This is a genomic window from Acinetobacter sp. Ac_3412, assembly GCF_013072675.1.
GTDB classification, from domain to species: Bacteria; Pseudomonadota; Gammaproteobacteria; order Pseudomonadales; family Moraxellaceae; genus Acinetobacter; species Acinetobacter higginsii.
On sequence record NZ_LXUJ01000014.1, the window covers coordinates 129,539 to 151,278 of the forward strand.

Here is a 21,740-nt window from a genome sequence, read left to right on the forward strand (position 1 = left end):
TAATCTAATTTTATAATGTATTTTTAATATTAAGTTTTGCGTAATTATATTTTTAAATTCATCTAAATAGAATTTTTCTAAAAACTTTATTTAATATTATGAATTGTGGTATTCTGATCAAAATACTAGGTTTTATAGTGGTTTAAGTGGACTAAAATAGTCTGAATTAATAAATATTACATATTTTAACAATTATATTTTATTAATATTCAATATATTACAAAATGTATTTAAATAGTCGGAATTAATAAGTATTGCATAATGTAAAAACCCGTGCCTATTATGTTGAACAAGAACATAAATTGTTAAAGAGGTTGTTTTAATGTTAAAGAAAGCATTGGTTGTCGCATTATTGGGGTTATCTTCAACTGCATTTGCAGGGGGCTTTCAAGTTAAAGTGGGTGCGAGTGTTATTAACCCAACTGCGGATACAACGTTGGCCCCAGGTGCAACGGTTAAAGGTGATGATGAGTTTGCATTTACACCGTCAGTTGAATATTTTTTTGGTGAAACACCGTTCTCAGCGGAATTATTATTAGCAACTCCAATTAACCATGACGTATTATTAAATGGTGAAAAAGTTGCTAGTGTTCGTCAATTACCACCAACGATTACAGCAAAATATAATTTCAAAAACTCAACTCGCTTTACACCTTACATCGGTGTGGGTGGTACAGCCTTCATCCCTTGGAATGAAAAGGGCGTAGCGAAAGATGTGAAAGAGGCATTTGGCTTTGCTGGTCAGCTGGGTTTTAACTTCCAACCTGCAGATGCTAAAAACTGGGGTGTTTATGTCGATGTACGTTACGCAGATATTAGCCCAGAAGTGACATTGGTTGATGGGACTAAATTTGATTTAGATCTCAATCCAGTGGTGTATACATTAGGTTATAGCTACAAATTCTAAGTCAGTGAATGATTGAAGAACCTCACCTTGTGTGAGGTTTTTTATTTTTGCAATTTGAATATAAAACCGATACAGGCCTCAACACTTGAGTTTTGTATGCTGAGACATAAGCTTAAATAAAAGTGAATGATCCATGATGAAAAAATTGATAACGACAGCATTATTACTGACACCCTTATTTTTTTTATCCCAAGCTCAGGCAGCCAGTTTCTCTTGTAAAGCTGCGAAGCTAAAAGCTGAGCAACAGATCTGCAATGACCGCAGTTTAAATGATGCTGATGTCAAACTCGCAACCACCTACCAAATTATTCTGCATGCTTTACCGATGGGTGGGCGTGATGCAGAGAAAGATCAACAATTTAAATGGCTAAAACAACGTAATTCCTGTGCTGCCAATAGTCCTTGTCTGAAGCGTGCTTATGCACAAAGACAGCAACAGTTAGATCAACTTCTACAAACACGCGTCTTGAGCCAAGGCCCATTCTAATTGTAACTTTTGTGCGATTTTTAGCTTAAAAATAAGCATCAAGGATTGAAAAATCTAAGATATGCACCATTCATAAATCATTCCAAAGATATAAGCACAGATAAGGAGTGATTTATGAGTGAACAAGTCGCACAGAATTATAGTTTCCAAGCTGAGGTTGCTCAGTTGTTGCATTTAGTGACCCATTCACTGTATTCCAACCCTGAAATTTTCTTACGTGAATTGATTTCAAATGCATCAGACGCTTGCGATAAGTTACGTTTTGAAGGAATTAATCACCCTGAATATTATGAAAATGATCCAGACTTACGTGTCCGCGTCACTTTAGATAAAGACCATAAAACCTTAACCATTTCAGATAACGGGATTGGTCTAAGCCAACAAGAAGCCATTGATAATTTAGGGACCATCGCAAAGTCAGGTACCAAAGACTTTATGTCTAAACTGACAGGTGACCAAAAGTCAGATGCCCAGTTGATTGGTCAGTTTGGTGTTGGTTTCTATTCAGGTTTTATTGTTGCCGATAAAATTACCGTTGAATCGCGTCGTGCAGGGCTGGATGCAGCTGAAGCTGTGCGTTGGATCAGTGGTGGTACGGGTGAATTTGAAGTTCAAACGATTGAGAAAGCAACGCGTGGTACGGATATCATCTTGCATTTACGTGATGATGCACTGGATTATTTAGAGTCGTGGAAAGTTAAACAAATCATCAATAAATATTCTGACCACATCAGCTTGCCAATCGAAATGCAAAAAGAAGTGTGGCAAGAGGAAGAGGTCGTTGAAGGTGAAGAACCGAAAGGCGGCCAAATGGTGAAGACGGATGAATGGGAAGCGATTAACTCAGCCAGTGCGTTATGGACGCGTAACAAGAGTGAAATCACGGATGAGCAATACATCGAGTTTTATAAAAACCTGAGCCACGATTTTGCAGAACCTTTGGCATGGGCACATAACCGTGTCGAAGGTAGCACTGAATATACTCAGTTGCTGTATATCCCAAGTCAGGCCAAACAAGATTTGTTTACTCGCGAAGCAAAAGCAGGCATCAAGCTGTATGTAAAACGCGTATTTATCTTGGATGAAGCAGATAACCTGATTCCAAACTACTTACGTTTCGTACAAGGTGTGGTCGACAGTGCGGATTTACCGCTGAACGTCAGCCGTGAACTTTTACAAGAAAGCCGTGATGTAAAAACCATTCGTGAAGGTAATGCGCGCCGTGTATTGACCTTACTGGATGGCTTGGCAAAATCTGAAGATGAGAAAGACCAAGAAAAATTTAAAACCTTCTACACTGAATTTGGCTCAGTATTGAAAGAAGGTTTAGGTGAAGACACGGGCAATCGTGAACGTATCCTCAAATTATTACGTTATGCGACTTCAAATCATGATGAGATCAGTACTTCTTTTGCCGATTACAAGGCACGCATGAAAGAAGGGCAGAAAGCGATTTATTATGTGACTGCGGATAATTTAACCGCTGCGAAAAACTCGCCACAACTTGAAGTATTCAAGAAGAAAGGCATTGAAGTGTTACTGATGGCGGACCGCGTTGATGAGTGGGCCATGAACTTTGTATTTGAGTTCGATGGTACGCCACTACAGAACGTGTCTAAAGGTGCAGTCGATCTCGGTGATCTACAAGATGCTGAAGAGAAAAAGGCCTTAGAGCAAGCGGCTGAACAGTTTAAGCCTGTGGTGGATCGTTTAAGTTCATCGTTAAAAGACAAAACCAAAGAAGTCCGTGTGACCACGCGTTTGGTGGATTCTCCTGCATGCTTAGTCACTAGTGAAGGGGAGCTTTCACCACAGCTGATTCGTATGTTGAAACAAGCAGGGCAAGCTGTTCCTGAAATTAAGCCTACTTTGGAAATCAACCCTGAGCATCCGTTGGTGAAAAAATTAGAGAACTCAGCGCAGTTTGATGATTTGGCTAATGTGATCTTTGATCAGGCTGTGATTGCAGAAGGTGGCTTACCAGAAGATCCAGCAGCTTATGTTAAACGTATTAATAGCTTGTTATTGAAATAAGTGTTTTGATCACAAAAAACCTCTGCTTCGGCGGAGGTTTTTTGTGTGTATGGATAATTTTCAAGTTATCCACAGTGGTGTTGTTATTTTCATCAGAAGTGCGCTTCAAAGCTCATTTGATAGCTGAAATGATTGTCCTGTTTATCGGCAGGAACATTTAAATAATTCAAATCATTTTGCATATACAGCCAGTTACGCCAGATCGGACGTTTCCAAGAAAAATAAGGTCCCCATTGATTGACTCGAAGTTCTTTCTTTTCATAATCGCCTTCACTGACGATGCCATAGCTGAGGTTGTCTTTGGAGAGCAAATGCAACTTTTGGAAAGTTCGATTACGCCAAGTGTAGTCTTCATCTTGGGTCTTCGACAGGTTGAATTGAGTCGAAAATAGTGCCTGTTGCTGAAAGTTCTGGGTTAAATTCAGATTGGTTTCGGCATAGTTTTTACTGCTTGAGCCATAACGAAAGATTTGCGCCGTATCCAGATTCAGTCCTGAATGTAAGTTCCATTGCTTCTTGGCAAGAAATTGCACATAAATATCAGTATTGGAGTTCGAACCTAAGTCCAGATCATTGTTAAAGGGTAACCAGCTTGAAATCGTACTCCAACTCGCGCTGACGGGATTGGGCGTATTGATATTTTTATGCGATGGATGCTTACTGGTTTTACCAAGCTTTTTTATGAGTGGCGGCTGTTGTGCACGTTGCCATAATGAGTCTTCACCAAAAACGGCCATCAATTCCTGACTTAGTTGTGCATCACTGAGCTGATCTTCAGGCCTTTCTGTTGCAACATCGCAAGCAAGCGTTTTTGTGGCTTGTTTCTGAGTGTGAGGATGCCAGGTCTTTTGATCTAAAAATACATGTGATGTGCGGGTGAAATGCCTGCTGAGCGGTAAGAACATTGGAAAGAAGGGTGTAAGTAGCTCACCGAGGCAAAGATTGCCTACAATCAATAAATACACAGCCAAAGCGTATCGTTGATCCATGTTAAAGTGAAGAAAAATAAAAGAAAACAAGCATAGCAGTTTAAGCTTAATCATTTATTTACTGGACTTCATTTTTTTAAATAAAAATGCCCAATTGGAATTCCAACTGGGCATCAAGACAGATCATTTCAGTACTAGAATAAAGTCTCGAGCCGAACGAATGTACTGACAAAATGATTACGGTCTTCTCGATGATCATTGAAATAATTCAGATCGCCTTGCACATAGAACCATTCACGCCAAAGCGGTTGTCGCCAAGATACGAAAGGTCCCCAACTGTTTAAACGGAGTTCATCTTTATTGTAATAGCCACCGGTATAAATGCCATAATTGAAGTTGTTATGTGCAAAGAACTGGTGTTGACGGAAAAGACGGTTATCCCACCATAGATCATCATCCTGCTTGTCCGCGTAGGTCAAACTGAACTGATTGGAGATAAAGGGTTGATTCGGACGCGCGTGGATCAACTCTAAATTGGTGCGCAGATAATTTTCACTTTTGCTGCCATAGCGATAAATTTGTTCTGCATTAAAGCGGAAATCATTGCGTAGATCCCAATGTTTTTCTGCTCTTAGGCGGGCATAAATATCACTGCCTGAACGGATACCAAGGTCAGCATCGGTTTCAAAAGGCAGCTTCTTGGAAAAATTTGACCAACGTAAGGCTAAGGATCCGTTACTGTCTCGGGTTTGTTTGGAGTCAAACTTTTTATCCGGATCTGAATTGGGCTGGTTATTGGTATTGGCAACGTTATTTTTAAACTCGTCGTCTAAAGAGTCATCACCAAACACCACACTGACTTTTTTTTCTAAGGTTGGTAATTTAATTTTACCGCGAATACGTGGCTTGACTTCATAACCATCATGTTCGTTCCAGTAGTTATCCAGCATCACTCGGATAGTGGCTGAGGCCGGATTTTCTGGATCGACATCGCCAAACCAATCATCAATTTTGACCGAAGTACGATCCGCCCATTCACGGATACTGCGTTGTTTTTTATCCGCCCAAGTTTTGTCTTCAGTTTCGGCAGTTGCTGGGACTGTGGATTGATTGGATTGTGGAGGAAAAATTGTTGGCGTGGCATCGACCCAGCGTGGAATATAGTCCAATGCATTCTCATCGCTATTTACTGTGGTCGCATTCGTAGCAGAATTCGGCTGCTGGTTTTGAGCGTTGCTTTCTGCGTTGGTAACACTCAACGTACCCAGTGAAAGTGTTAGCAAAGCAAAAAAGATACGTGTCGGTACCATTTGCTGTAAATTATTCATAATGAAGGCTTATATATTGTTCTTGTGTTAACTTTTGATGATTGAGGCAATAAAATCAAGTATTAGAAACAAAAAACAGCAATTTAGCTGTATAAAAATGCTAGAAATCATAAGGGCTTAGTGAAATAAAAGTAGACTAGCTGATCCAAATCCTTTTGGAAAAAACAGCCAATATTCGAGTCACAGCATAAGGCAACCTGAATTAAAAAGTATAGCTATGCCTTGTTAAGATGATTCAGGCAGAGCGCTATTTTCGAGTGCCTGATAAAGATCATGTACCGAAATGGGTTGCGGTAAACGGCTAATGACTTGACGAATCAGCTGCCATGTATAGCCATCGGTACGATCGAGTAGTAGATATGGATAGGCTTGATCTTCATTGGACAACTTCACACGCTCTAAGCCATGGATGACACGTATTTTTTGACGCTCTCGTAGTAAAATCACGGGCGTAAAGAAGGTCGCAGCAGTCTCATCAAAGGGAATGAATTTCTGTATGTTAATAAAGGATGCTGGAATATATGGATAGACGCGTTGATCACGCTGCCAGACCAAAGTGCCATTCATAATGCACTCATTAAACAAGGTCTCATGTTGATGATAATGTTGTTTAAAATTATTCCAGCTGGTTTGATGAATAGAACTGGTTCGCGTATGACGTTGATCGGTATAGGCCTGTAAAATCGTGGTTGCATATTCAACACTATGAGTTCCGACTAAGACCACGTAATGTGAAAATTGGCCTTGTGCGTAAAGTTGCTCAGCAATAAAAATTTGTGCTGATCCCCAAAGTGGTTGGGCTTCATTCTCTGCTTTGAGATAGAGCCAATCAATTTTTATATTCTGATCGATCTCGTTATGCAGATCGACCCGATATAGCGATGGAAAGGTACGTGCATCAATCCGCTCCAATCTACAGAGTAAGCCATCTAAACTAAAATCATTCAATGCCAAGGGTTTGGCCTTGTTAAGATTTGCAGAAGCAACAGGACTTTGTCTAAAACTCGGTTTAACACGTGCTGTGGCTTGAGCAGAAGGTGTGATCTGAGCCGGTTGAATTTTTTCTTGAATAATGGCATCGAGTTGTGACTTAAACTGAGCTGTTTGTTCCTTAATAATGGATAGGCTATCTTTATTTGCAGCTTTTTCAGCATCATCAGCTTGAATGGGTTCTAATATTGGGATTAAATTCTGTAATTCGTAGTCTGTTTTAACATACTCACTGGCATGGCTCTGTAACCATTGTAAGGCATCTTTAGATGAGTTGAGCCAAGGGCTTTTTAGGAATGAAAGTGCAGGGCGAATCACCCAAACTTGCCAATGCTGTGCTTGACGTAATGCGGCCCAGCCCATATCTGCCGAAGCAAACAAGGCATTTTCTACGCGTCCCATAAAGTTATAAGTACCGCGGTAAGTCAAGGTATAGCCATAAAGCGCTAAGTCATCGGCAGAGAATTCTTCATTCAGAATAAATTCTTTAAATGGGCTGAGCTGATCCTGAAAGTGAGGATCGTCGCAAGATGCGCAAATGTCTTTGATGCGTTGTTTTGACTTAGCAATTTCAAAAAGTGATGTTTTATCATCATTCAGCCCGTCGACGAGGGTTTTGAGCTCATCAACCAAGAGTGCTTTCTCTAATACGTCCATCGATTGTTTCCTTAGAGATAGGCTTGAGCCTGTTTTTAAATCATGAATTAGGACAAAGTGACAGCAATTTCAAACAGGTTGTAATCAGTTATAGTCGATAAAGTATGCTGTCTTATACGTGTGACAAGTGCGTTGATCTTTGGATCTATTTGTAATTTGACCTGTGTTAAAAGAGATCACCACTCAACATTTTCATCACAAAAGATTGTCACTTTATGACGATTATAGAAGAAAAGGAGGTAAAATCTATAGCGGTCAAGTTAGTATAAAATCTCATTTACGTATTCTAAATCGAGATATAGATCATGGTTTCTCTTTGAAAATAAAAACATTTTAAAATAATGAATCGAATAAATAGATCATAAGATAAAAAATTATCTATAAATTTATGGATGAGTTGTGATCACTTTCACATATCTCTTGGTGAAAAGCTCAGCAAATAAAAATATGTCATTATTGAAATAATTATGACTGTCGATAAACGGTATTTATTCAAAGATAAAAGACTGAAACAAAAGGGGAATGTAAAAATTTAAAGATTAAAAAACCGCTTTCATACGGAGGTGAAAACGGTTTTAGGCTTAATCAAGCTTAAGGCTTAATTTCGCATTGATCATCATTACATTGAGCTGCATCGGTTTGCTCAATTTCTTCAGTTGATTCTGACTGTGCTTGCTGCATCGCCTGTAAGAAAATCTCACGAGGTTGCGCACCTGAAAGTGCCAGTTTTTGATCAAAGACAAAGAATGGTACGCCAGTCACTTTGAGTTGTTCATGGGCAATTTGTTCATCATGACGCACAAAATCTGCAAGTTCATCCGAGTCCAGTACATATTCCACTTCAGCATTGTCTAGACCAATCCGTGAGGCGATTTCTTCAACCACTTCACGTTCACCAATCGCAAGACCTTCAGTCATATAAGCATGGAAGAATGCTTCTTCCGCTTCATTTCCCAAACCCTTACTTTGTGCAAGGTGAATAATGCGGTGTGCATTGAAGCTATTGCCTGAATTGGCTTTCTGCCATTGAAAGTCGATACCTTCTACTGCGGCCATGGCTGCAACATTACGTTCCATTTCTTCCATTTCCGCATAACTACGACCATACTTTTTGGCTAAGCGTTCAGTATTTGAGGTGTCGTGTTTAGCAGGTGCATTTGGATCCAGTTCAAAGCTATGCCAGTGAATGTCTAATTCAATACCCGCTTCTTGGGCAACATGTTCAAGACGTTTTTTACCGATATAACAAAACGGACAGACCACATCTGACCAAATATCTACACGCATGGTGGATCTCTTCAATTCTCGTTAAACAGATAATAGGGGCGAACGTGTAGAATTTAAAGCGATGAAAATGTAATGCTCCGTTACGAGAAGTGAAATAAAAAGGACTATAACTGCATGTGTTTTATCAATTAAACTCAGATTCAGAACATAAAAAATATAATTATACTTGGAGGCAATATGCGCCGTTTTTTAATCTTTGTGACTATTGTAGTCCTTTGTATTGGTTCATTTTTCTTTTATCAGCATAGCCTGAAACAGCGTGCCATCAATAATCAGCAGATGTTTGAGGTGGTTATGTCTGAGAAAATGCGCGAACTTTATGATCAGGCACAAGACTGGTCGACCCCAGTACAACTGAATATTCATGATGATCGCTTATCTGGCGATTATAAATTGATGTCTGAGTTTCTTCTGAACTACTGGATGCAAAATGTAGAAGCCCGTAATCATTATTTACGTGAACTCAAAGCCACCAATTGGGATACCTTTTTAGATGTTGAGCGTCTGGATCAGGACCGCAAGCAGAACTATAAGGACACTGAACAGATGTTTGTGAATGTCCGCAAAGCATCAGCGGAGTATGAACAAGCACGGCAACAGATTCAGACCAGTTCAATGCAGCAGGCAAAAAGTCTGGCAATCCAGAATGAAATGAGAAGTTCGCTCCAAGCTAAATTGGAGAATAATCTGAAAGCGGATAAAGCGCATGATATTTTCCCAATCGAGCAGCAAATCATTGAAAAGGCACAGGCCATGTTCGATATGCTGAAGACATATCAGTGGCAAAGGAAGGATAAAATGATCTTATTCCGCGAGACCGCTCAAGTGAAAAAGTTCAACACACTCTATCAAGATGTGTTAAAGCTGAATGCCAAGATGGAGAAGATTAAACAAAATAATGCTGAGGTTTTAGAAGAAGAACTGTAATCAAGATCGATCAGGTAGCTTTCAGCCTAGACGTAGAAGAGGTAGACCTCAAGAATATGAATTTATGGCAGCTGTTTCATAAAGTAAAACCATTTGTGCTTCCCTATAAGTGGCTGGTTGCAGTGACATTGGTACTAACTTTGATTGGTGCATTAACCGCACAGGTCAATGCACTGACTTTGCAATATGCAGTCGATCAGATCAATGCGGTGGTGGAGTCAGGGCAGGGCTTAAATGCAGGCTGGCATATTCTGCTCACCATCAGTGTTATTTTATTGAGCAAAGAAGTACTGAATATTTTTCTTCAGTTTGGACAAAAGTTCTTTGGCGAGAAATTACGAATTTTGATTTCACAAGATGTGGCACAGTCGATCATCGTGAAGTTTCTACAATACCGTCTGGCTTTTTTTACCCAAGATGATAACCAAGCAGGAAAATTACAGACTCGGATTGATCGAGGGATCGGTTCGATTACCCGATTGGTACAGATCTTCTTTATTGATATTTTTCCATTGTTTAGCAGTGCCATCATCGCCCTGTGCCTAATGTTCTATGCCAATTTTTGGATTGGTTTAGTGGCGTTGAGCATTGTGCCAATTTATTTCTGGATTACCTTTAAGCAGGCGCAGAAACTCAGCGGGACACGACGTAATTTACGTGATGGTCGCGAACGTAAAAGTCAGGGGACTTTAAGTATCATTCAGTCGATCACAGTGATTAAGTCCTTTAACCGTGAGCAAATTGAGGCGGAAAAACAGCTGACTTTGCAAAAACAACTGACCGATGATCAGATGCGAACCCGCCAACTCAGTTTTCTATTTGATGGCTTAAAAACCTTTATTGAACAGATCGGCGTGGTCTTTATTATTATTTTAACGGCCTATTTTGTTCTGGTTGGTGATATGAGCATCGGTATGATCATGTTTCATATTCTGTTATTCAACAATGTCTCAGCACCGATTCGCTCCCTACATCGCATCTATGATGAAGTGAATGATGCGATGATTTATGCGGAAAGTTTTTTCAAAATTTTAGAAGCAGATGATGAAATTGAAACTTCTGGAGAACTGAAACCTCAGCCACTGACAGGTAAGTTTGAACTCAAGCAGGTGAATTTTTTTTATCCCAATGGCTATCATGCGCTGAAAGATATTAATTTAACTATTCAGCCGAATAAGATTACCGCGTTGGTTGGATTGTCGGGAGCAGGTAAATCAACCTTAATTAGTCTACTCGATAAATTTTATTTACCGCAGTCAGGTGAAATTCGACTGAATGGAAGTCCATTGACCGAGATCGATACCCAATATCTACGCGACCATATTGGTCTGGTACTGCAAAAAAATCATATTTTTCAGGGCACAATTGAGGAAAATATCCGTTACGGCAAGATGGAGGCAACGCAGGATGAAATCATCCTTGCGGCGAAGAAAGCCTCGATTCATGAGCAGATTCTCAAATTGCCGCTGGCCTATCAATCCGATGCACTATTACTGTCAGGCGGACAACAACAGCGTATTGCCATTGCCCGCATGTTCCTGAAAAATCCACCGATTATTTTTCTGGATGAACCGACTGCAAGTCTGGATGCCATTGCAACCGAGCAGATCAAACATAGTCTGGATGAGATCAAGCAGGGGCGTACCGTGATCATCATCTCACATAGTCTGTCACAGATTATTGATGCGGATTATACCTATGTGATGCAGGATGGCATGATCGTGGAACATGGTGAGCATCATCAACTCTATCAGCAACAAGGGGTGTATAAGAACATCTTTGATGCGATGGCGAAGAGTCTTAATATCGAGAAGATTTCCAAGACCTTTGAAGGGGATGATGAAGAGGAAACGCATAGTTAGTCACTTCATCATTCTGTTAGAGAAGGCTTTATTTTGTAGCGTTAATCAAAAATCTTGTCCGCAGCTTGGAAAGGAAGGCTCACCACGTCAATCGCGACTGCAAAAGGCAGCAGTACCAGTTTTTCAAAAGGATTCAAGCCAGATTTGGATTTATAACTTTCTTCTTTGTTTGTATAGATTGTGACTTGATAAGCCTTGCTTAACGGCTTTAACGAGGTGAGATTGTTTGCTGCAGGATAGACCACACCTTTCAATTTAAGATCAAAACAGAAACGTTGCGCCTGCATGCGCTCATCACTTGAGGATGAACACTCTTTGGCACCATTTTCAATGAAAAACTCCAGATCTTTCTTGCTTAAATCTTCTTTCAGCTTCACATAGGAAAGTGGCAAGGTTCCTGAAAAATGACCATCATTCTTTTCTGAATAGAAATTGAGGTCACGCGTGATCTGAATATTTTTCGGATCCAGCTTGCCAATTAAAGTGACGAACTGAGCGCCGCCTTGGGTCAGGATATAGCTGTTCTTTTGCCCTGCAATCACGATACTGTCTTTCGGCAAATCGGCAGCTGCTTGAGCAGGACGGCCAAAAGCCACCACATTGTCCTCAATCAGTGTGACTTTGGCGGTACGGGTATAGGAGCGGTTGTCTTTTTTGATCAGGGTTGAAGTGGCACAGCCTGTCGCGAGTCCTGCTATTGTTGCTAGTGCGATTACAGTCTTTCTTTGAGATGTAAACATCCATGTGTTCCTTATATTTTAAAGCTTAGAGCTGCGCCTTAGATTGGATTGAAGGTTGTCATTATTGTATGGTGAGGATCGATCATATTAGGGTTGATAAATAACACCCAGAACTTTAGAAGGCAAAACAATTGCATCGAGGGTGAGTGTAAAGGGAAGTAGTGGCAAATGCGCCAACTTTTCTTTAGTCGATAATGGGACTTTGCCACTCTTGTAGTCAAGATATTGAATTCTAACGTGATATGGTTTCGATAGTGGTTGTAGGGATTGAATGGTACTGATCGCAGGATAAACCGTGCCTTCAAGACTTAATTCAAAACGATGCGGTTCTTGTTTGTTGATGCAGTGACAGGGAGCTACACCATATTGCTTAAATAGTGCTTGCTCTTTTTCGCTGAGATTTCCATTTGCAGGAGTATAAGCAAATCTAAATTTCCCACTAAAGCGATTGCTATCAGCCGCGGGTGCAATAAAATCTAAATCACGACTGATCTGAATATACTGAGGATTAAGCTGGTTAAGCAATTGCACAAATTCGGCTCCGCCTTTGTTAATCACATAGCTATATTGTTTTCCTGCAATGATAATGCTATCCGTCGGTTCATTGGGTAGGGGAATGGAGGGTTTAGCAAAGGCAACTACGTCATCTTCGATTAATGTTGTCCATTGATGACCTGATTCATATTTTGTGAATAAATCTCGTGTGGTTTCACCAATAACTCGATTACTTGAGCAACCTGTCATAAATAAGCAAGACAATAAACAGCAGCTAAATATTTTCTGATTGAATAGTTTAAAATTCATTGTTTGTTTTTTAAATTTGATTCGAACTGTCACTATAAACAAAAATTCCAACAATATGAATCGCACATTCAAGTGAGTTACTTTTAGTTTAATTTATGAGCTTTAACCAAAACTTGCAGTGACAGAATACATTTGTGCCTGAATTTAAATTTGATTGATATTTACCGTTTATCTGACCTCTACTGAATCAAACATCACTTTGCTGTAGCCTATTTATCAGATGCTTTTATTTAACTCATTATCTTCTTATGGATGAGGGATGTTTGGAGCAAACGATGAATTTTCTAAAACGATCCGTCCTGATCACTGCATTGGCTTTTATGGGCATACCTGTCGTACAGGCAAATGATGAAGTGACTTCATTGCCGACCATTCGGGTCATGGCTGAATCTGAGCTACGTGAAGAAGTGGGATTTGTGCCCTTTCAAGAAGACAAGCAGGTTCGTCAGGCGCTACAGCATTATGTCTATAAAATGCATAATGACATGCAGAATGCGGGTGTCAGTGAAAACCCTGTGAGTGTTAATTATCAGCCTGCAGCAGCACAGCCAGATCTATCTCAATATTCGCCGGTTTTGCAGCAATACATTCTTGCTGTTGCGTCAGGTTTACAGTCTTCAGACCCAACCAATGGCATTTTTAAAATGCTAGAACCATTGAATATTAATCGAAACAATATTGATGGGATTCGTAATGGTACGATTAAGTTGAATGCCGATGATATTTTGCGATTACAACAACAAATTCAAGATGGGCTTAGAGGTTTTAAACAGCCATATTAAATTACCGGATTGAATAAAGAAAAATCCCCGCACATTACGGGGATTTTTATATTATTGCTTTAGATAGCGTTCAAAAATAGCAGAGAAATCATAGTCCTCAATTTGTTTGCGGCGCTCGGTAAACTTGTTTTCAACTTGCAGGGTCGTTTGCGAAATAATATCAGGTAGATTCAGTAACACCTGTTCTGGCAACTCACGCAGCGAGAACATACTGTTTACGGCTTGCTGTGTTTGAACCAGAGTGGTGTATTGGCGTTCAATTTCTTTGCAAGCTTCACCAATACTAAACAACGCTTTATATAAATCGCGCACTTTCTCGATTTGAGCTTTCTCAATATCAATCGAATAGGCAGCACCACCCAACTGGAACTTGATTTCAACATCGCGATCAATGGTTCCTGCGGTTTCAAGTAGCACTCGGCTGATTTGATAGTGTTTGTAGGGATAACGATTTAGGGTTCTTTTCTTGCTGACAGCACTTGTACCGTCTAGATGGATAAATGCGGTGTTGGTAAAGCAGTATTCATCCGTTTTTGCTTTGATGAGGAAGAAGATTTTTTCATTGTCTTCATGGAAAATATAGTCATCAATATCCGTTTTATCATAATCTTGAGGTTCAATAATCTTACCGATATCACTGGTTCCCATTAGATCGGCTGCCATATTTTTAAACATTGTTAGAACCTTATTATTTGTTGGAATAGCGATCATAATTTGCCGTGTATTGTTCTGTCTACAGTGGGCATTTGTATTTTAAGAATTCTATACAACCATGAAACGAATTTTGATCGCATAAAAAAATCCCCGCTTAGCACGGGGATTTTTCGTTTATCTCAGTGTTGATTAAACACGTTCGATAATGGTCGCGATACCTTGACCAAGACCGATACACATAGTCGCAAGACCGATTTGTGTATCTTGTTGTTCCATCACGTTTAACAAGGTTGTTGTGATACGCGCACCAGAACAGCCCAATGGGTGACCCAATGCAATCGCACCACCATTCAAGTTGATGATGTCTTGTTTGTCATAAACGCCTAAGCCTTTCATGACTGATAAGCCTTGAGCAGCAAATGCTTCGTTTAATTCGATGGTTTGGATATCCGCCATCGTTAAACCAGCACGCTTAAGTGCTTTTTGAGTTGCTGGTACTGGACCATAACCCATGATCGCAGCATCACAGCCTGCAATTGCCATTGAACGAATCACAGCACGCGGTTTTAAACCCAATGCTTGAGCACGTTCAGCAGACATAAGCAACATTGCAGATGCACCGTCAGAAAGAGCAGAAGAAGTTGCTGCTGTGACTGAACCACCTTTAGGATCAAACACTGGTTTCAATGCTTTGAATGCTTCAAGGTTGGCATCAGCACGAATCACTTCGTCGATGTCGCAAAGGATTTTGAAGCCATTAGCATCATGACCTTCAACACCCACGATTTCGTTTTTGAAACGACCTTCTTGAGTTGCAGCCCAAGCACGACGGTGAGACTCAACACCGAACGCATCTTGTTCTTCACGGCTAATACCATTCATGCGACCTAACATTTCAGCAGTTAAGCCCATCATGTTAGATGCTTTTGCATAGTGTTTAGATGCTTCTGGGTTAAGGTCGATGCCGTGCATCATACCGACGTGGCCCATGTGCTCAACACCACCAATGATGAATACATCACCTTGGTTAGTTGCAATTTGTGCAGCCGCCGTGTGGATTGCTTGCATTGAAGAACCACAAAGACGGTTTACTGTTTGACCGCCAGCAGTTTTTGGAATGTCAGCCAATAAACCAATATTACGAGCAATGTTCATACCTTGCTCTAAAGTTTGGTTGACACAGCCCCAGATTACATCTTCAACTTCGTTGGTATCAAACTGGTTACGAGCAACAAGTGCACGTACTAATTCAGCAGATAAACTGTCGGCACGTACATTGCGGAACATACCGTTACGTGATTTGCCCATGGCAGAACGAACGCCATCAACAATCACAACGTCACGTGGATTTAAAGTAGCCATTCACGTCGCTCCTTAACCGTAGAATTTTGTGTTGTTAGCAGCCATGTCACGCAACATTTGTGGCGCTTCATAAGCCTTACCTAAGTGTGCATATTTGTCGCAAAGCGCAACGTATTCAGCAACACCTGTTTGGTCGATGTAACGGCATGGACCACCACGGAATGGAGGGAAACCTACACCCATGATCATCGCCATATCTGCTTCAGACGCAGTGGCAACGATGTTGTCTTCTAAGCAACGAACTGTTTCGTTACAGAATGCAAGCATCATACGGTCAATGATTTCTTGGTTGTCAAACTCGCGTTTTTCGCCAGTCACGAAAGGTGCAATAATTTCGTATGCTGTTGGATCAACAGTTTTCGCTTTCTTGCCTTTCTTGTCTAACACGTATTTGTAGAAACCAACGTCATTCTTTTGACCAAGACGTTTTGCTTCGTACATCGCTTCGATCGAACCTTTGTAGTCTGGCTTCATACGGTCAGGGAAACCTTCAGCCATTACTTCTGCGCCATGAACACCTGTATCGATACCAACAACATCGATCAAGTACGCAGGACCCATAGGCCAGCCGAATTTCGCCATCACATTGTCAACTTGTTGGAAATCTGCACCGTCTTTTACAAGCAGATCAAATGCACCAAAGTAAGGGAACAATACGCGGTTCACGAGGAAACCTGGGCAGTCGTTAACAACGATTGGTGTTTTACCCATTTTTTGAGCAAGAACCACAGTTGTTGCGATCGCTTCTTCAGACGTCTTTTCACCACGAATCACTTCTACAAGTGGCATCATGTGTACTGGGTTGAAGAAGTGCATACCAACGAAGTTTTCAGGACGTTGTAATGCTTTTGCTAAACGTGTAATTGAAATCGTTGATGTATTCGATGCAATGATCGTATTTTCACGAACATGCTTTTCAGTATCAGCAAGCACGATTTCTTTTACTTTTGGATTTTCAGTCACGGCTTCGATCACGATATCCACTTCTTTAAACTCGTCATAGCTTAAAGTTGGACGGATGCGAGCCAGTGTTTCACCCATTTGCGCAGGTTTCATTTTCTTGCGTTCAACTTGCTTAGTGAGCAAGCCATTCGCTTCTTTCATACCAAGTGCAAGTTGTGGGTTACCAATGTCTTTCATGATGATTGGTGTGCCTTTGCTTGCCGCTTGGTAAGCAATACCACCACCCATGATACCCGCACCTAACACAGCTGCTTGGTTAACAGGGTGAGCACCTTTCTCATATTTTTTCGCAGTTTTCTTTACGACTTGGTCATTGATGAATAAACCAATCAATGCACCTGCTTGTGGTGTAATCGCTGCTTTTGCAAAACCTTGTGCTTCTGCTTTTAACGCGTCATCACGTGTTGAGCTTGCACCAGCTTGTAAAGAATCAAGCAATAATTTTGGCGCAGGGTATTGAGCAGGGTTTGCTTTCGCAAGAACCGCACCTTTCGCCGTATTGAACGCCATCATTTGTTCAAGTGGGTTCAATTTGATTGCGTCTAATTTTTCTTGACGCTTTGCTTTCCAGTTCAAACGACCAGCAATGGCTTGTTTAACTAAGTCAACAGCAGCTTCTTGTAATTTGTCCGCAGCAACAACCGCATCTACAGCACCATCTTTTAGTGCAGCAGCAGGTTTTTTCGGGTTCGCCATTGCCATCCATTCAACGGCATTGTCGATACCGATTAAACGGCTTAAACGTACGCTACCACCAAAACCAGGATAGATACCCAATTTGATTTCTGGTAAGCCAACTTGTGCTTGTTCTGACATCACACGATAGTCACACACCAAGCACATTTCAAAACCACCACCAAGCGCTGTACCATTGATCGCAGCAACTTTAGGTAGATCTAAATCTTCAAAACTGTTGAAGATTTCGTGTACAGGCATAAGCCAATCAACAATCGCTTGTTCACCCGCAGCGAAGTTTTGGCCGAATTCAGTGATATCAGCACCAACGATGAATGTTGATTTGCCAGAGGTAACAACTAAGCCTTTAATATCGTTATTGGCTTTCACTGCAGCAATCGCTGCTTGGAAGTCTTCGATGGTTGCACGGTTAAACTTGTTAACCGACTCACCTTGTAAGTCAAAGCGGAATTCTGCAATTCCGTCCGCAAGCATTTGGACGGTAATGGCATTGCCAGCGTGGATCATGCCTGATCTCCCTTGTTGTGGAGGATTCTGAGTGGATGTCATAAAGCGTGTGTGCGCTTCAGCACACAAAAAAGCTTCGCTAATCTTACGATAACTATATCCAAAAAGGACATAACAAGTTGTATCAAGCCGTGACGCTAGGGTCATCAATTTATTGTAATCTTGGACTTGAACTGCTAAATCATGAATAAAAATAAATTTTTCGACTAAAATAGAGCGTTTACTCTTTGATTGTGATGAGAAATTTTAAAAGTGCTTTTGTCCGATTTAGGTAAGCTCATTGGTATTTAAGTCGACAAATTTGCTAGAATAGCAGGCTTATTTTGAGTGCGATTTTGAGATTTGATTCATCAAACTGAGCATTTGGTTTTCAGCTAAGAAGATAGAGTAATCTATGATTAAGTGGATCATATTAGCGATTTTTATCATTTCGGCTTTGTATATTCAGCGCCGTGGTAAAGTAAAGCATTCGTTTTATCGTCAGTTTTTTGACCATTCTACGATTCTCGCACCCATTAACTTTTTAATGTACATGTTTTCCAAAGTGCCGAATCAACCGTATATCGACACTCAACATTTTCAGGACTTAAAAGTGCTGGATGAAAATTGGGAAATGATTCGTGATGAAGCTAAAGCTTTGTACGACAAAGGTGGTATTAAAGCTTCAAGTAGCTATGATGACTTAGGCTTTAACTCATTCTTTAAAACAGGCTGGAAACGGTTCTATCTGAAATGGTACGACTCGGCGCATCCATCAGCGGCCGAACTTTGTCCAAAAACAACCGCTTTGTTAAAGACATTGCCAACGATTAAAGCCGCAATGTTTACTGAGCTGGCACCCGATAGCCGTTTGGTTCGTCACCGTGACCCGTATGCAGGTTCATTACGTTATCACTTAGGTTTAATCACACCGAATGATGATCGCTGCTTTATCGATGTCGATGGTGAGCGCTATTCTTGGCGTGATGGTGAGAGTGTGGTTTTTGATGAAACCTATATTCACTATGCTGAAAATACGACTGACCAAAACCGCATTATTTTCTTCGCAGATGTAGAGCGTCCATTAAAGACCCGCTTTATGGAGAAGTTTAATCACTGGTTTGGTAAAAGTGTGATGACGGCTGCGAGCTCACCCAATGAAGCGGGTGACCAAACAGGTGGTTTAAACAAAGCATTTGGCTATATTTACCAGATTCGTATTAAAGCCAAAGCTTTGAAGAAATCGAACCGTTCCCTGTATTACTTTTTGAAGTGGTTCATCATGCTCGGTCTGTTCTTCCTCATTTTTATTCGTCCTTATGTTTTTTAAGTTTGAATAACATCAACGCCCGAAAGGGCGTTTTTTATGGGATTTGGCTTAGAATATTTTTAATTCATAACAATTCACTTTGAAAATCTATGCAAACGTTTCGTTCTAAAATTGATTGGTGGTTCTGGGGTGTAGTGATTGCAACGACAGGCTTGTTACTGCAATTTTTATGGACCATGTATATGAAAGGCACCATGCAGGAGTATCCTGAACATGCCGTCCTATATTTTCTGACCATTGCGCTTTTGTGGTGGCCGATTTTTAATACGCGTTATATTGTGACAGAACAACTTTTAACGATTCGTTCGATGTGTTTTAAATGGCAGATCAATCTGTCAGATATTACCAAAATCTCTACAAGTCACCATTTAATTTCATCTCCTGCCTTATCTTTGGATCGTCTGCGTATTGATTATCAAAAAAATGGTGTTGCAAGTTATATTCTGGTTTCACCTAAAGATAAACAGACGTTTTGCAAGGCCTTAAATCAAACCCTTTCGAAGCATTGAATCACTTCTAAGCTTAGCTATTACATGATATTCACATTTAAAACTTGAAAAAAATTAAGCAAACATCACATCATGTGATGTAAATAGAGAGAATAGGCATGTCGTGAACCCAAACGCTCGAGAACACATTGAAAAAATACTGGCGCATATGACTCAGTTACCTGGCGTTTATAAAATGCTGGGTAAGGATGGAGAGCTGTTGTATGTAGGCAAAGCCAAAAACCTAAAAAATCGTGTGTCGAGCTATTTTGTAAAAACCATTGAGCATCCGAAAACACAGGCCTTGGTTGCCCGTATTTATGATATTGAAAGCTTGGTGGTACGTTCAGAAACCGAAGCCTTATTACTTGAACAAAACCTGATTAAGCTGCATCGTCCGCCTTATAACATCATGCTGCGGGACGATAAATCCTACGTCTATATCTTTGTTTCTTCAGACAAGCCCTATCCTCGGATTGCCAGTGGACGAGGTAAGGGCAAGCATCAAATTGGTAAGTTTTTTGGGCCGTACCCAAGTGCTTATAGCGCGCGTGACACATTATTGGTGTTACAGAAGCTGTTCAATGTTCGCCAATGCGAGAACAGCTATTTTTCACAGCGCAAACGTCCGTGTCTGCAATATCAGATTAAACGCTGTACCGCGCCTTGCGTCGGCTTGATTAGTCCTGAAGAATATAAAGAAGATGTTGATAACTCGATTAGATTCCTTCAGGGCGATACCAAAGAACTAAATCAAGAACTGATTGGGAAAATGGAGCAGGCGGCTGAAGCACTGGAATTTGAAAAGGCGGTGTTCTATCGAGATCGTTTGTCTTTACTTCGTGAAGTGCAGGCGCAACAAGCGGTGTTTAAAATCAAAGGTGAAGCTGATATTCTGGCGATTGCTTATCAAGCTGGGGTGACTTGCGTCCAGATTATGTATGTGCGTAATGGACGCATGCTCGGCGGGAAAAGCTATTTCCCCGATATGCTAAGTGATGATTTGGGACAAATGCTCAGTGACTTTATGGCGAACTTTTACTTCCAAGTTGCCGATGAAGTGCCGACAGAGTTGATTGTGAATGTTGATGTGCCAGATCAAAAACAATTGGAAGAAGCGTTACAGCAAACTTTTAATAAAAAGGTACAGATCAAGCATAAAGTCCGTGAGACTCGAGCTGAATGGTTAGAGTTGGCTCAAATGAATGTACAGCATGCCATTAAAGGTAAGCTCAGTAATCATTTAGAGTTAACTGAACGATTTCATCAGCTTGAACAGGTGGTGGGACGTCCGATTGATCGGATTGAATGCTTTGATATTAGTCATACCATGGGCGAAGCACCAATTGCTTCCTGTGTGGTGTTCGATCAAGGTGGGTCACGAAAGAGGGACTATCGTCAATTTGCCATTCAGGATATTACGGGTGGCGATGATTATGCTGCAATGCGGCAAGCCTTGATCCGTCGCTATAAAAAGAATATGTTGCCTGATCTTCTGCTCATTGATGGAGGTAAAGGACAATTACATATGGCGATGGAGGTTATGCAAGAGCTAGAGCTGGATGCCTTTATGATCGGGGTATCTAAAGGTGAAGGTCGTAAGCCAGGATTGGAAACATTACATTTTACCGATGGCACCAAGATTCAGCTTCCAGAAGATCATAAAGCGCTACACCTCATTCAACAGGTGCGTGATGAAGCGCATCGTTTTGCGATCACCAAACACCGTGCCAAGCGCGATAAGCGCCGTAGTAGCTCAGTCTTAGAAGCCATTCCCGGACTTGGACCAAAGCGTCGTCGTGATTTATTGACGCATTTTGGGGGGATACAAGGGGTACTCAGAGCATCGGAAAAAGAGTTGATGTTAGTCCCGGGGTTAGGTGAGGTTCTGGCGCGGACGATTTATAAAATTTTACATGAGTAATTTGACCGATTGACACAATCTTCCCAATATTGCGGTGTAAACGATCATTCACAAATGGCGAAAAACATTCAAAGATAGTGTATTTCGATGATGAAGGAAAAAT

At 40.8% G+C, this 21,740-nt stretch carries 18 protein-coding genes; 9 read left to right on the forward strand and 9 right to left on the reverse strand.

Annotated elements, in window-relative coordinates; genetic code table 11:
* The first annotated feature begins 322 nt into the window (after nt 1-322).
* From A7P54_RS17765 to htpG, 3 genes are all read left to right on the forward strand, one after another.
* Nucleotides 323-907, forward strand: a complete 585-nt coding sequence (locus A7P54_RS17765) for an OmpW family outer membrane protein (RefSeq protein ID WP_004802248.1) — start codon at nt 323-325, stop codon at nt 905-907.
* 136 nt (nt 908-1,043) lie between these two features.
* Complete coding sequence (locus tag A7P54_RS17770; protein ID WP_017402445.1) at nt 1,044-1,394, forward strand: hypothetical protein; 351 nt, start codon at nt 1,044-1,046, stop codon at nt 1,392-1,394.
* Nucleotides 1,395-1,508: 114 nt separating this feature from the next.
* Complete coding sequence (gene htpG / locus A7P54_RS17775; protein WP_171550372.1) at nt 1,509-3,428, forward strand: molecular chaperone HtpG; 1,920 nt, start codon at nt 1,509-1,511, stop codon at nt 3,426-3,428.
* Nucleotides 3,429-3,520: 92 nt separating this feature from the next.
* Here htpG and A7P54_RS17780 read toward each other — a convergent pair whose 3' ends face one another.
* From A7P54_RS17780 to A7P54_RS17795, 4 genes are all read right to left on the reverse strand, one after another.
* The gene (locus A7P54_RS17780) at nt 3,521-4,417 is read right to left on the reverse strand and encodes a selenocysteine synthase (RefSeq protein WP_171550373.1); all 897 of its coding nucleotides are present in this window, start codon (nt 4,415-4,417) and stop codon (nt 3,521-3,523) included.
* 134 nt (nt 4,418-4,551) lie between these two features.
* Nucleotides 4,552-5,685: a hypothetical protein gene (locus A7P54_RS17785; protein WP_171550374.1), complete on the reverse strand. Its 1,134-nt coding sequence runs from the start codon at nt 5,683-5,685 to the stop codon at nt 4,552-4,554.
* Between the two features lie 225 nt (nt 5,686-5,910).
* Nucleotides 5,911-7,332 (reverse strand): hypothetical protein, encoded by a 1,422-nt coding sequence (locus A7P54_RS17790; RefSeq protein ID WP_005314886.1) that lies wholly within the window; start codon nt 7,330-7,332, stop codon nt 5,911-5,913.
* 591 nt (nt 7,333-7,923) lie between these two features.
* Nucleotides 7,924-8,619: a DsbA family oxidoreductase gene (locus A7P54_RS17795; RefSeq protein ID WP_005200529.1), complete on the reverse strand. Its 696-nt coding sequence runs from the start codon at nt 8,617-8,619 to the stop codon at nt 7,924-7,926.
* A gap of 177 nt (nt 8,620-8,796) precedes the next feature.
* Here A7P54_RS17795 and A7P54_RS17800 point away from each other — a divergent pair, with 177 nt between their 5' ends.
* Nucleotides 8,797-9,546 (forward strand): hypothetical protein, encoded by a 750-nt coding sequence (locus tag A7P54_RS17800; RefSeq protein WP_171550375.1) that lies wholly within the window; start codon nt 8,797-8,799, stop codon nt 9,544-9,546.
* 56 nt (nt 9,547-9,602) lie between these two features.
* Nucleotides 9,603-11,408 (forward strand): ABC transporter ATP-binding protein, encoded by a 1,806-nt coding sequence (locus tag A7P54_RS17805; protein ID WP_171550376.1) that lies wholly within the window; start codon nt 9,603-9,605, stop codon nt 11,406-11,408.
* 41 nt (nt 11,409-11,449) lie between these two features.
* On the opposite strand, the gene A7P54_RS17810 is transcribed toward A7P54_RS17805, so the two are convergent.
* On the reverse strand, nt 11,450-12,148 hold the full coding sequence (locus A7P54_RS17810) for a hypothetical protein (RefSeq protein ID WP_171550377.1): 699 nt from the start codon (nt 12,146-12,148) through the stop codon (nt 11,450-11,452).
* Between the two features lie 87 nt (nt 12,149-12,235).
* The gene (locus A7P54_RS17815; protein ID WP_033134027.1) at nt 12,236-12,952 is read right to left on the reverse strand and encodes a hypothetical protein; all 717 of its coding nucleotides are present in this window, start codon (nt 12,950-12,952) and stop codon (nt 12,236-12,238) included.
* A gap of 275 nt (nt 12,953-13,227) precedes the next feature.
* Between A7P54_RS17815 and A7P54_RS17820 the strand changes: the two genes are divergently transcribed.
* On the forward strand, nt 13,228-13,734 hold the full coding sequence (locus A7P54_RS17820) for a hypothetical protein (protein ID WP_033134017.1): 507 nt from the start codon (nt 13,228-13,230) through the stop codon (nt 13,732-13,734).
* Nucleotides 13,735-13,785: 51 nt separating this feature from the next.
* Here A7P54_RS17820 and A7P54_RS17825 read toward each other — a convergent pair whose 3' ends face one another.
* The 3 genes from A7P54_RS17825 to fadB form a co-directional block, all read right to left on the reverse strand.
* Nucleotides 13,786-14,409 carry a PH domain-containing protein gene (locus A7P54_RS17825; protein WP_004802274.1) on the reverse strand — a complete coding sequence of 208 codons (624 nt, stop codon included), beginning with the start codon at nt 14,407-14,409 and terminating at the stop codon, nt 13,786-13,788.
* Nucleotides 14,410-14,577: 168 nt separating this feature from the next.
* Nucleotides 14,578-15,750 (reverse strand): acetyl-CoA C-acyltransferase FadA, encoded by a 1,173-nt coding sequence (fadA, locus tag A7P54_RS17830; protein ID WP_004802276.1) that lies wholly within the window; start codon nt 15,748-15,750, stop codon nt 14,578-14,580.
* 12 nt (nt 15,751-15,762) lie between these two features.
* Nucleotides 15,763-17,916, reverse strand: coding sequence for a fatty acid oxidation complex subunit alpha FadB (gene fadB / locus A7P54_RS17835; RefSeq protein ID WP_004802278.1), 2,154 nt, complete (start codon nt 17,914-17,916; stop codon nt 15,763-15,765).
* 394 nt (nt 17,917-18,310) lie between these two features.
* Here fadB and lpxO point away from each other — a divergent pair, with 394 nt between their 5' ends.
* The 3 genes from lpxO (at nt 18,311) to uvrC (ending at nt 21,637) form a co-directional block, all read left to right on the forward strand.
* Nucleotides 18,311-19,225: a lipid A hydroxylase LpxO gene (gene lpxO / locus A7P54_RS17840; RefSeq protein WP_004802281.1), complete on the forward strand. Its 915-nt coding sequence runs from the start codon at nt 18,311-18,313 to the stop codon at nt 19,223-19,225.
* Nucleotides 19,226-19,314: 89 nt separating this feature from the next.
* Nucleotides 19,315-19,734, forward strand: a complete 420-nt coding sequence (locus tag A7P54_RS17845) for a PH domain-containing protein (protein ID WP_171550378.1) — start codon at nt 19,315-19,317, stop codon at nt 19,732-19,734.
* A 103-nt stretch (nt 19,735-19,837) separates the two neighbouring features.
* Entirely contained in the window at nt 19,838-21,637 is a 1,800-nt protein-coding gene (uvrC, locus tag A7P54_RS17850; RefSeq protein WP_171550379.1) for an excinuclease ABC subunit UvrC, read from the forward strand.
* Nucleotides 21,638-21,740 lie beyond the last annotated feature (103 nt).

Coding starts and splice junctions, on each gene's coding strand:
- lpxO (WP_004802281.1), top strand. CDS start 18,311: ATGATTAAGTGGATCATATTAGCGATTTTTATCATTTCGGCTTTGTAT.
- A7P54_RS17800 (WP_171550375.1), top strand. CDS start 8,797: ATGCGCCGTTTTTTAATCTTTGTGACTATTGTAGTCCTTTGTATTGGT.
- A7P54_RS17820 (WP_033134017.1), top strand. CDS start 13,228: ATGAATTTTCTAAAACGATCCGTCCTGATCACTGCATTGGCTTTTATG.
- A7P54_RS17785 (WP_171550374.1), bottom strand. CDS start 5,685: ATGAATAATTTACAGCAAATGGTACCGACACGTATCTTTTTTGCTTTG.
- A7P54_RS17825 (WP_004802274.1), bottom strand. CDS start 14,409: ATGTTTAAAAATATGGCAGCCGATCTAATGGGAACCAGTGATATCGGT.
- A7P54_RS17845 (WP_171550378.1), top strand. CDS start 19,315: ATGCAAACGTTTCGTTCTAAAATTGATTGGTGGTTCTGGGGTGTAGTG.
- htpG (WP_171550372.1), top strand. CDS start 1,509: ATGAGTGAACAAGTCGCACAGAATTATAGTTTCCAAGCTGAGGTTGCT.
- A7P54_RS17810 (WP_171550377.1), bottom strand. CDS start 12,148: ATGTTTACATCTCAAAGAAAGACTGTAATCGCACTAGCAACAATAGCA.
- A7P54_RS17780 (WP_171550373.1), bottom strand. CDS start 4,417: ATGGATCAACGATACGCTTTGGCTGTGTATTTATTGATTGTAGGCAAT.
- A7P54_RS17770 (WP_017402445.1), top strand. CDS start 1,044: ATGAAAAAATTGATAACGACAGCATTATTACTGACACCCTTATTTTTT.
- A7P54_RS17805 (WP_171550376.1), top strand. CDS start 9,603: ATGAATTTATGGCAGCTGTTTCATAAAGTAAAACCATTTGTGCTTCCC.
- A7P54_RS17765 (WP_004802248.1), top strand. CDS start 323: ATGTTAAAGAAAGCATTGGTTGTCGCATTATTGGGGTTATCTTCAACT.
- A7P54_RS17795 (WP_005200529.1), bottom strand. CDS start 8,619: ATGCGTGTAGATATTTGGTCAGATGTGGTCTGTCCGTTTTGTTATATC.
- A7P54_RS17790 (WP_005314886.1), bottom strand. CDS start 7,332: ATGGACGTATTAGAGAAAGCACTCTTGGTTGATGAGCTCAAAACCCTC.
- fadB (WP_004802278.1), bottom strand. CDS start 17,916: ATGATCCACGCTGGCAATGCCATTACCGTCCAAATGCTTGCGGACGGA.
- A7P54_RS17815 (WP_033134027.1), bottom strand. CDS start 12,952: ATGAATTTTAAACTATTCAATCAGAAAATATTTAGCTGCTGTTTATTG.
- fadA (WP_004802276.1), bottom strand. CDS start 15,750: ATGGCTACTTTAAATCCACGTGACGTTGTGATTGTTGATGGCGTTCGT.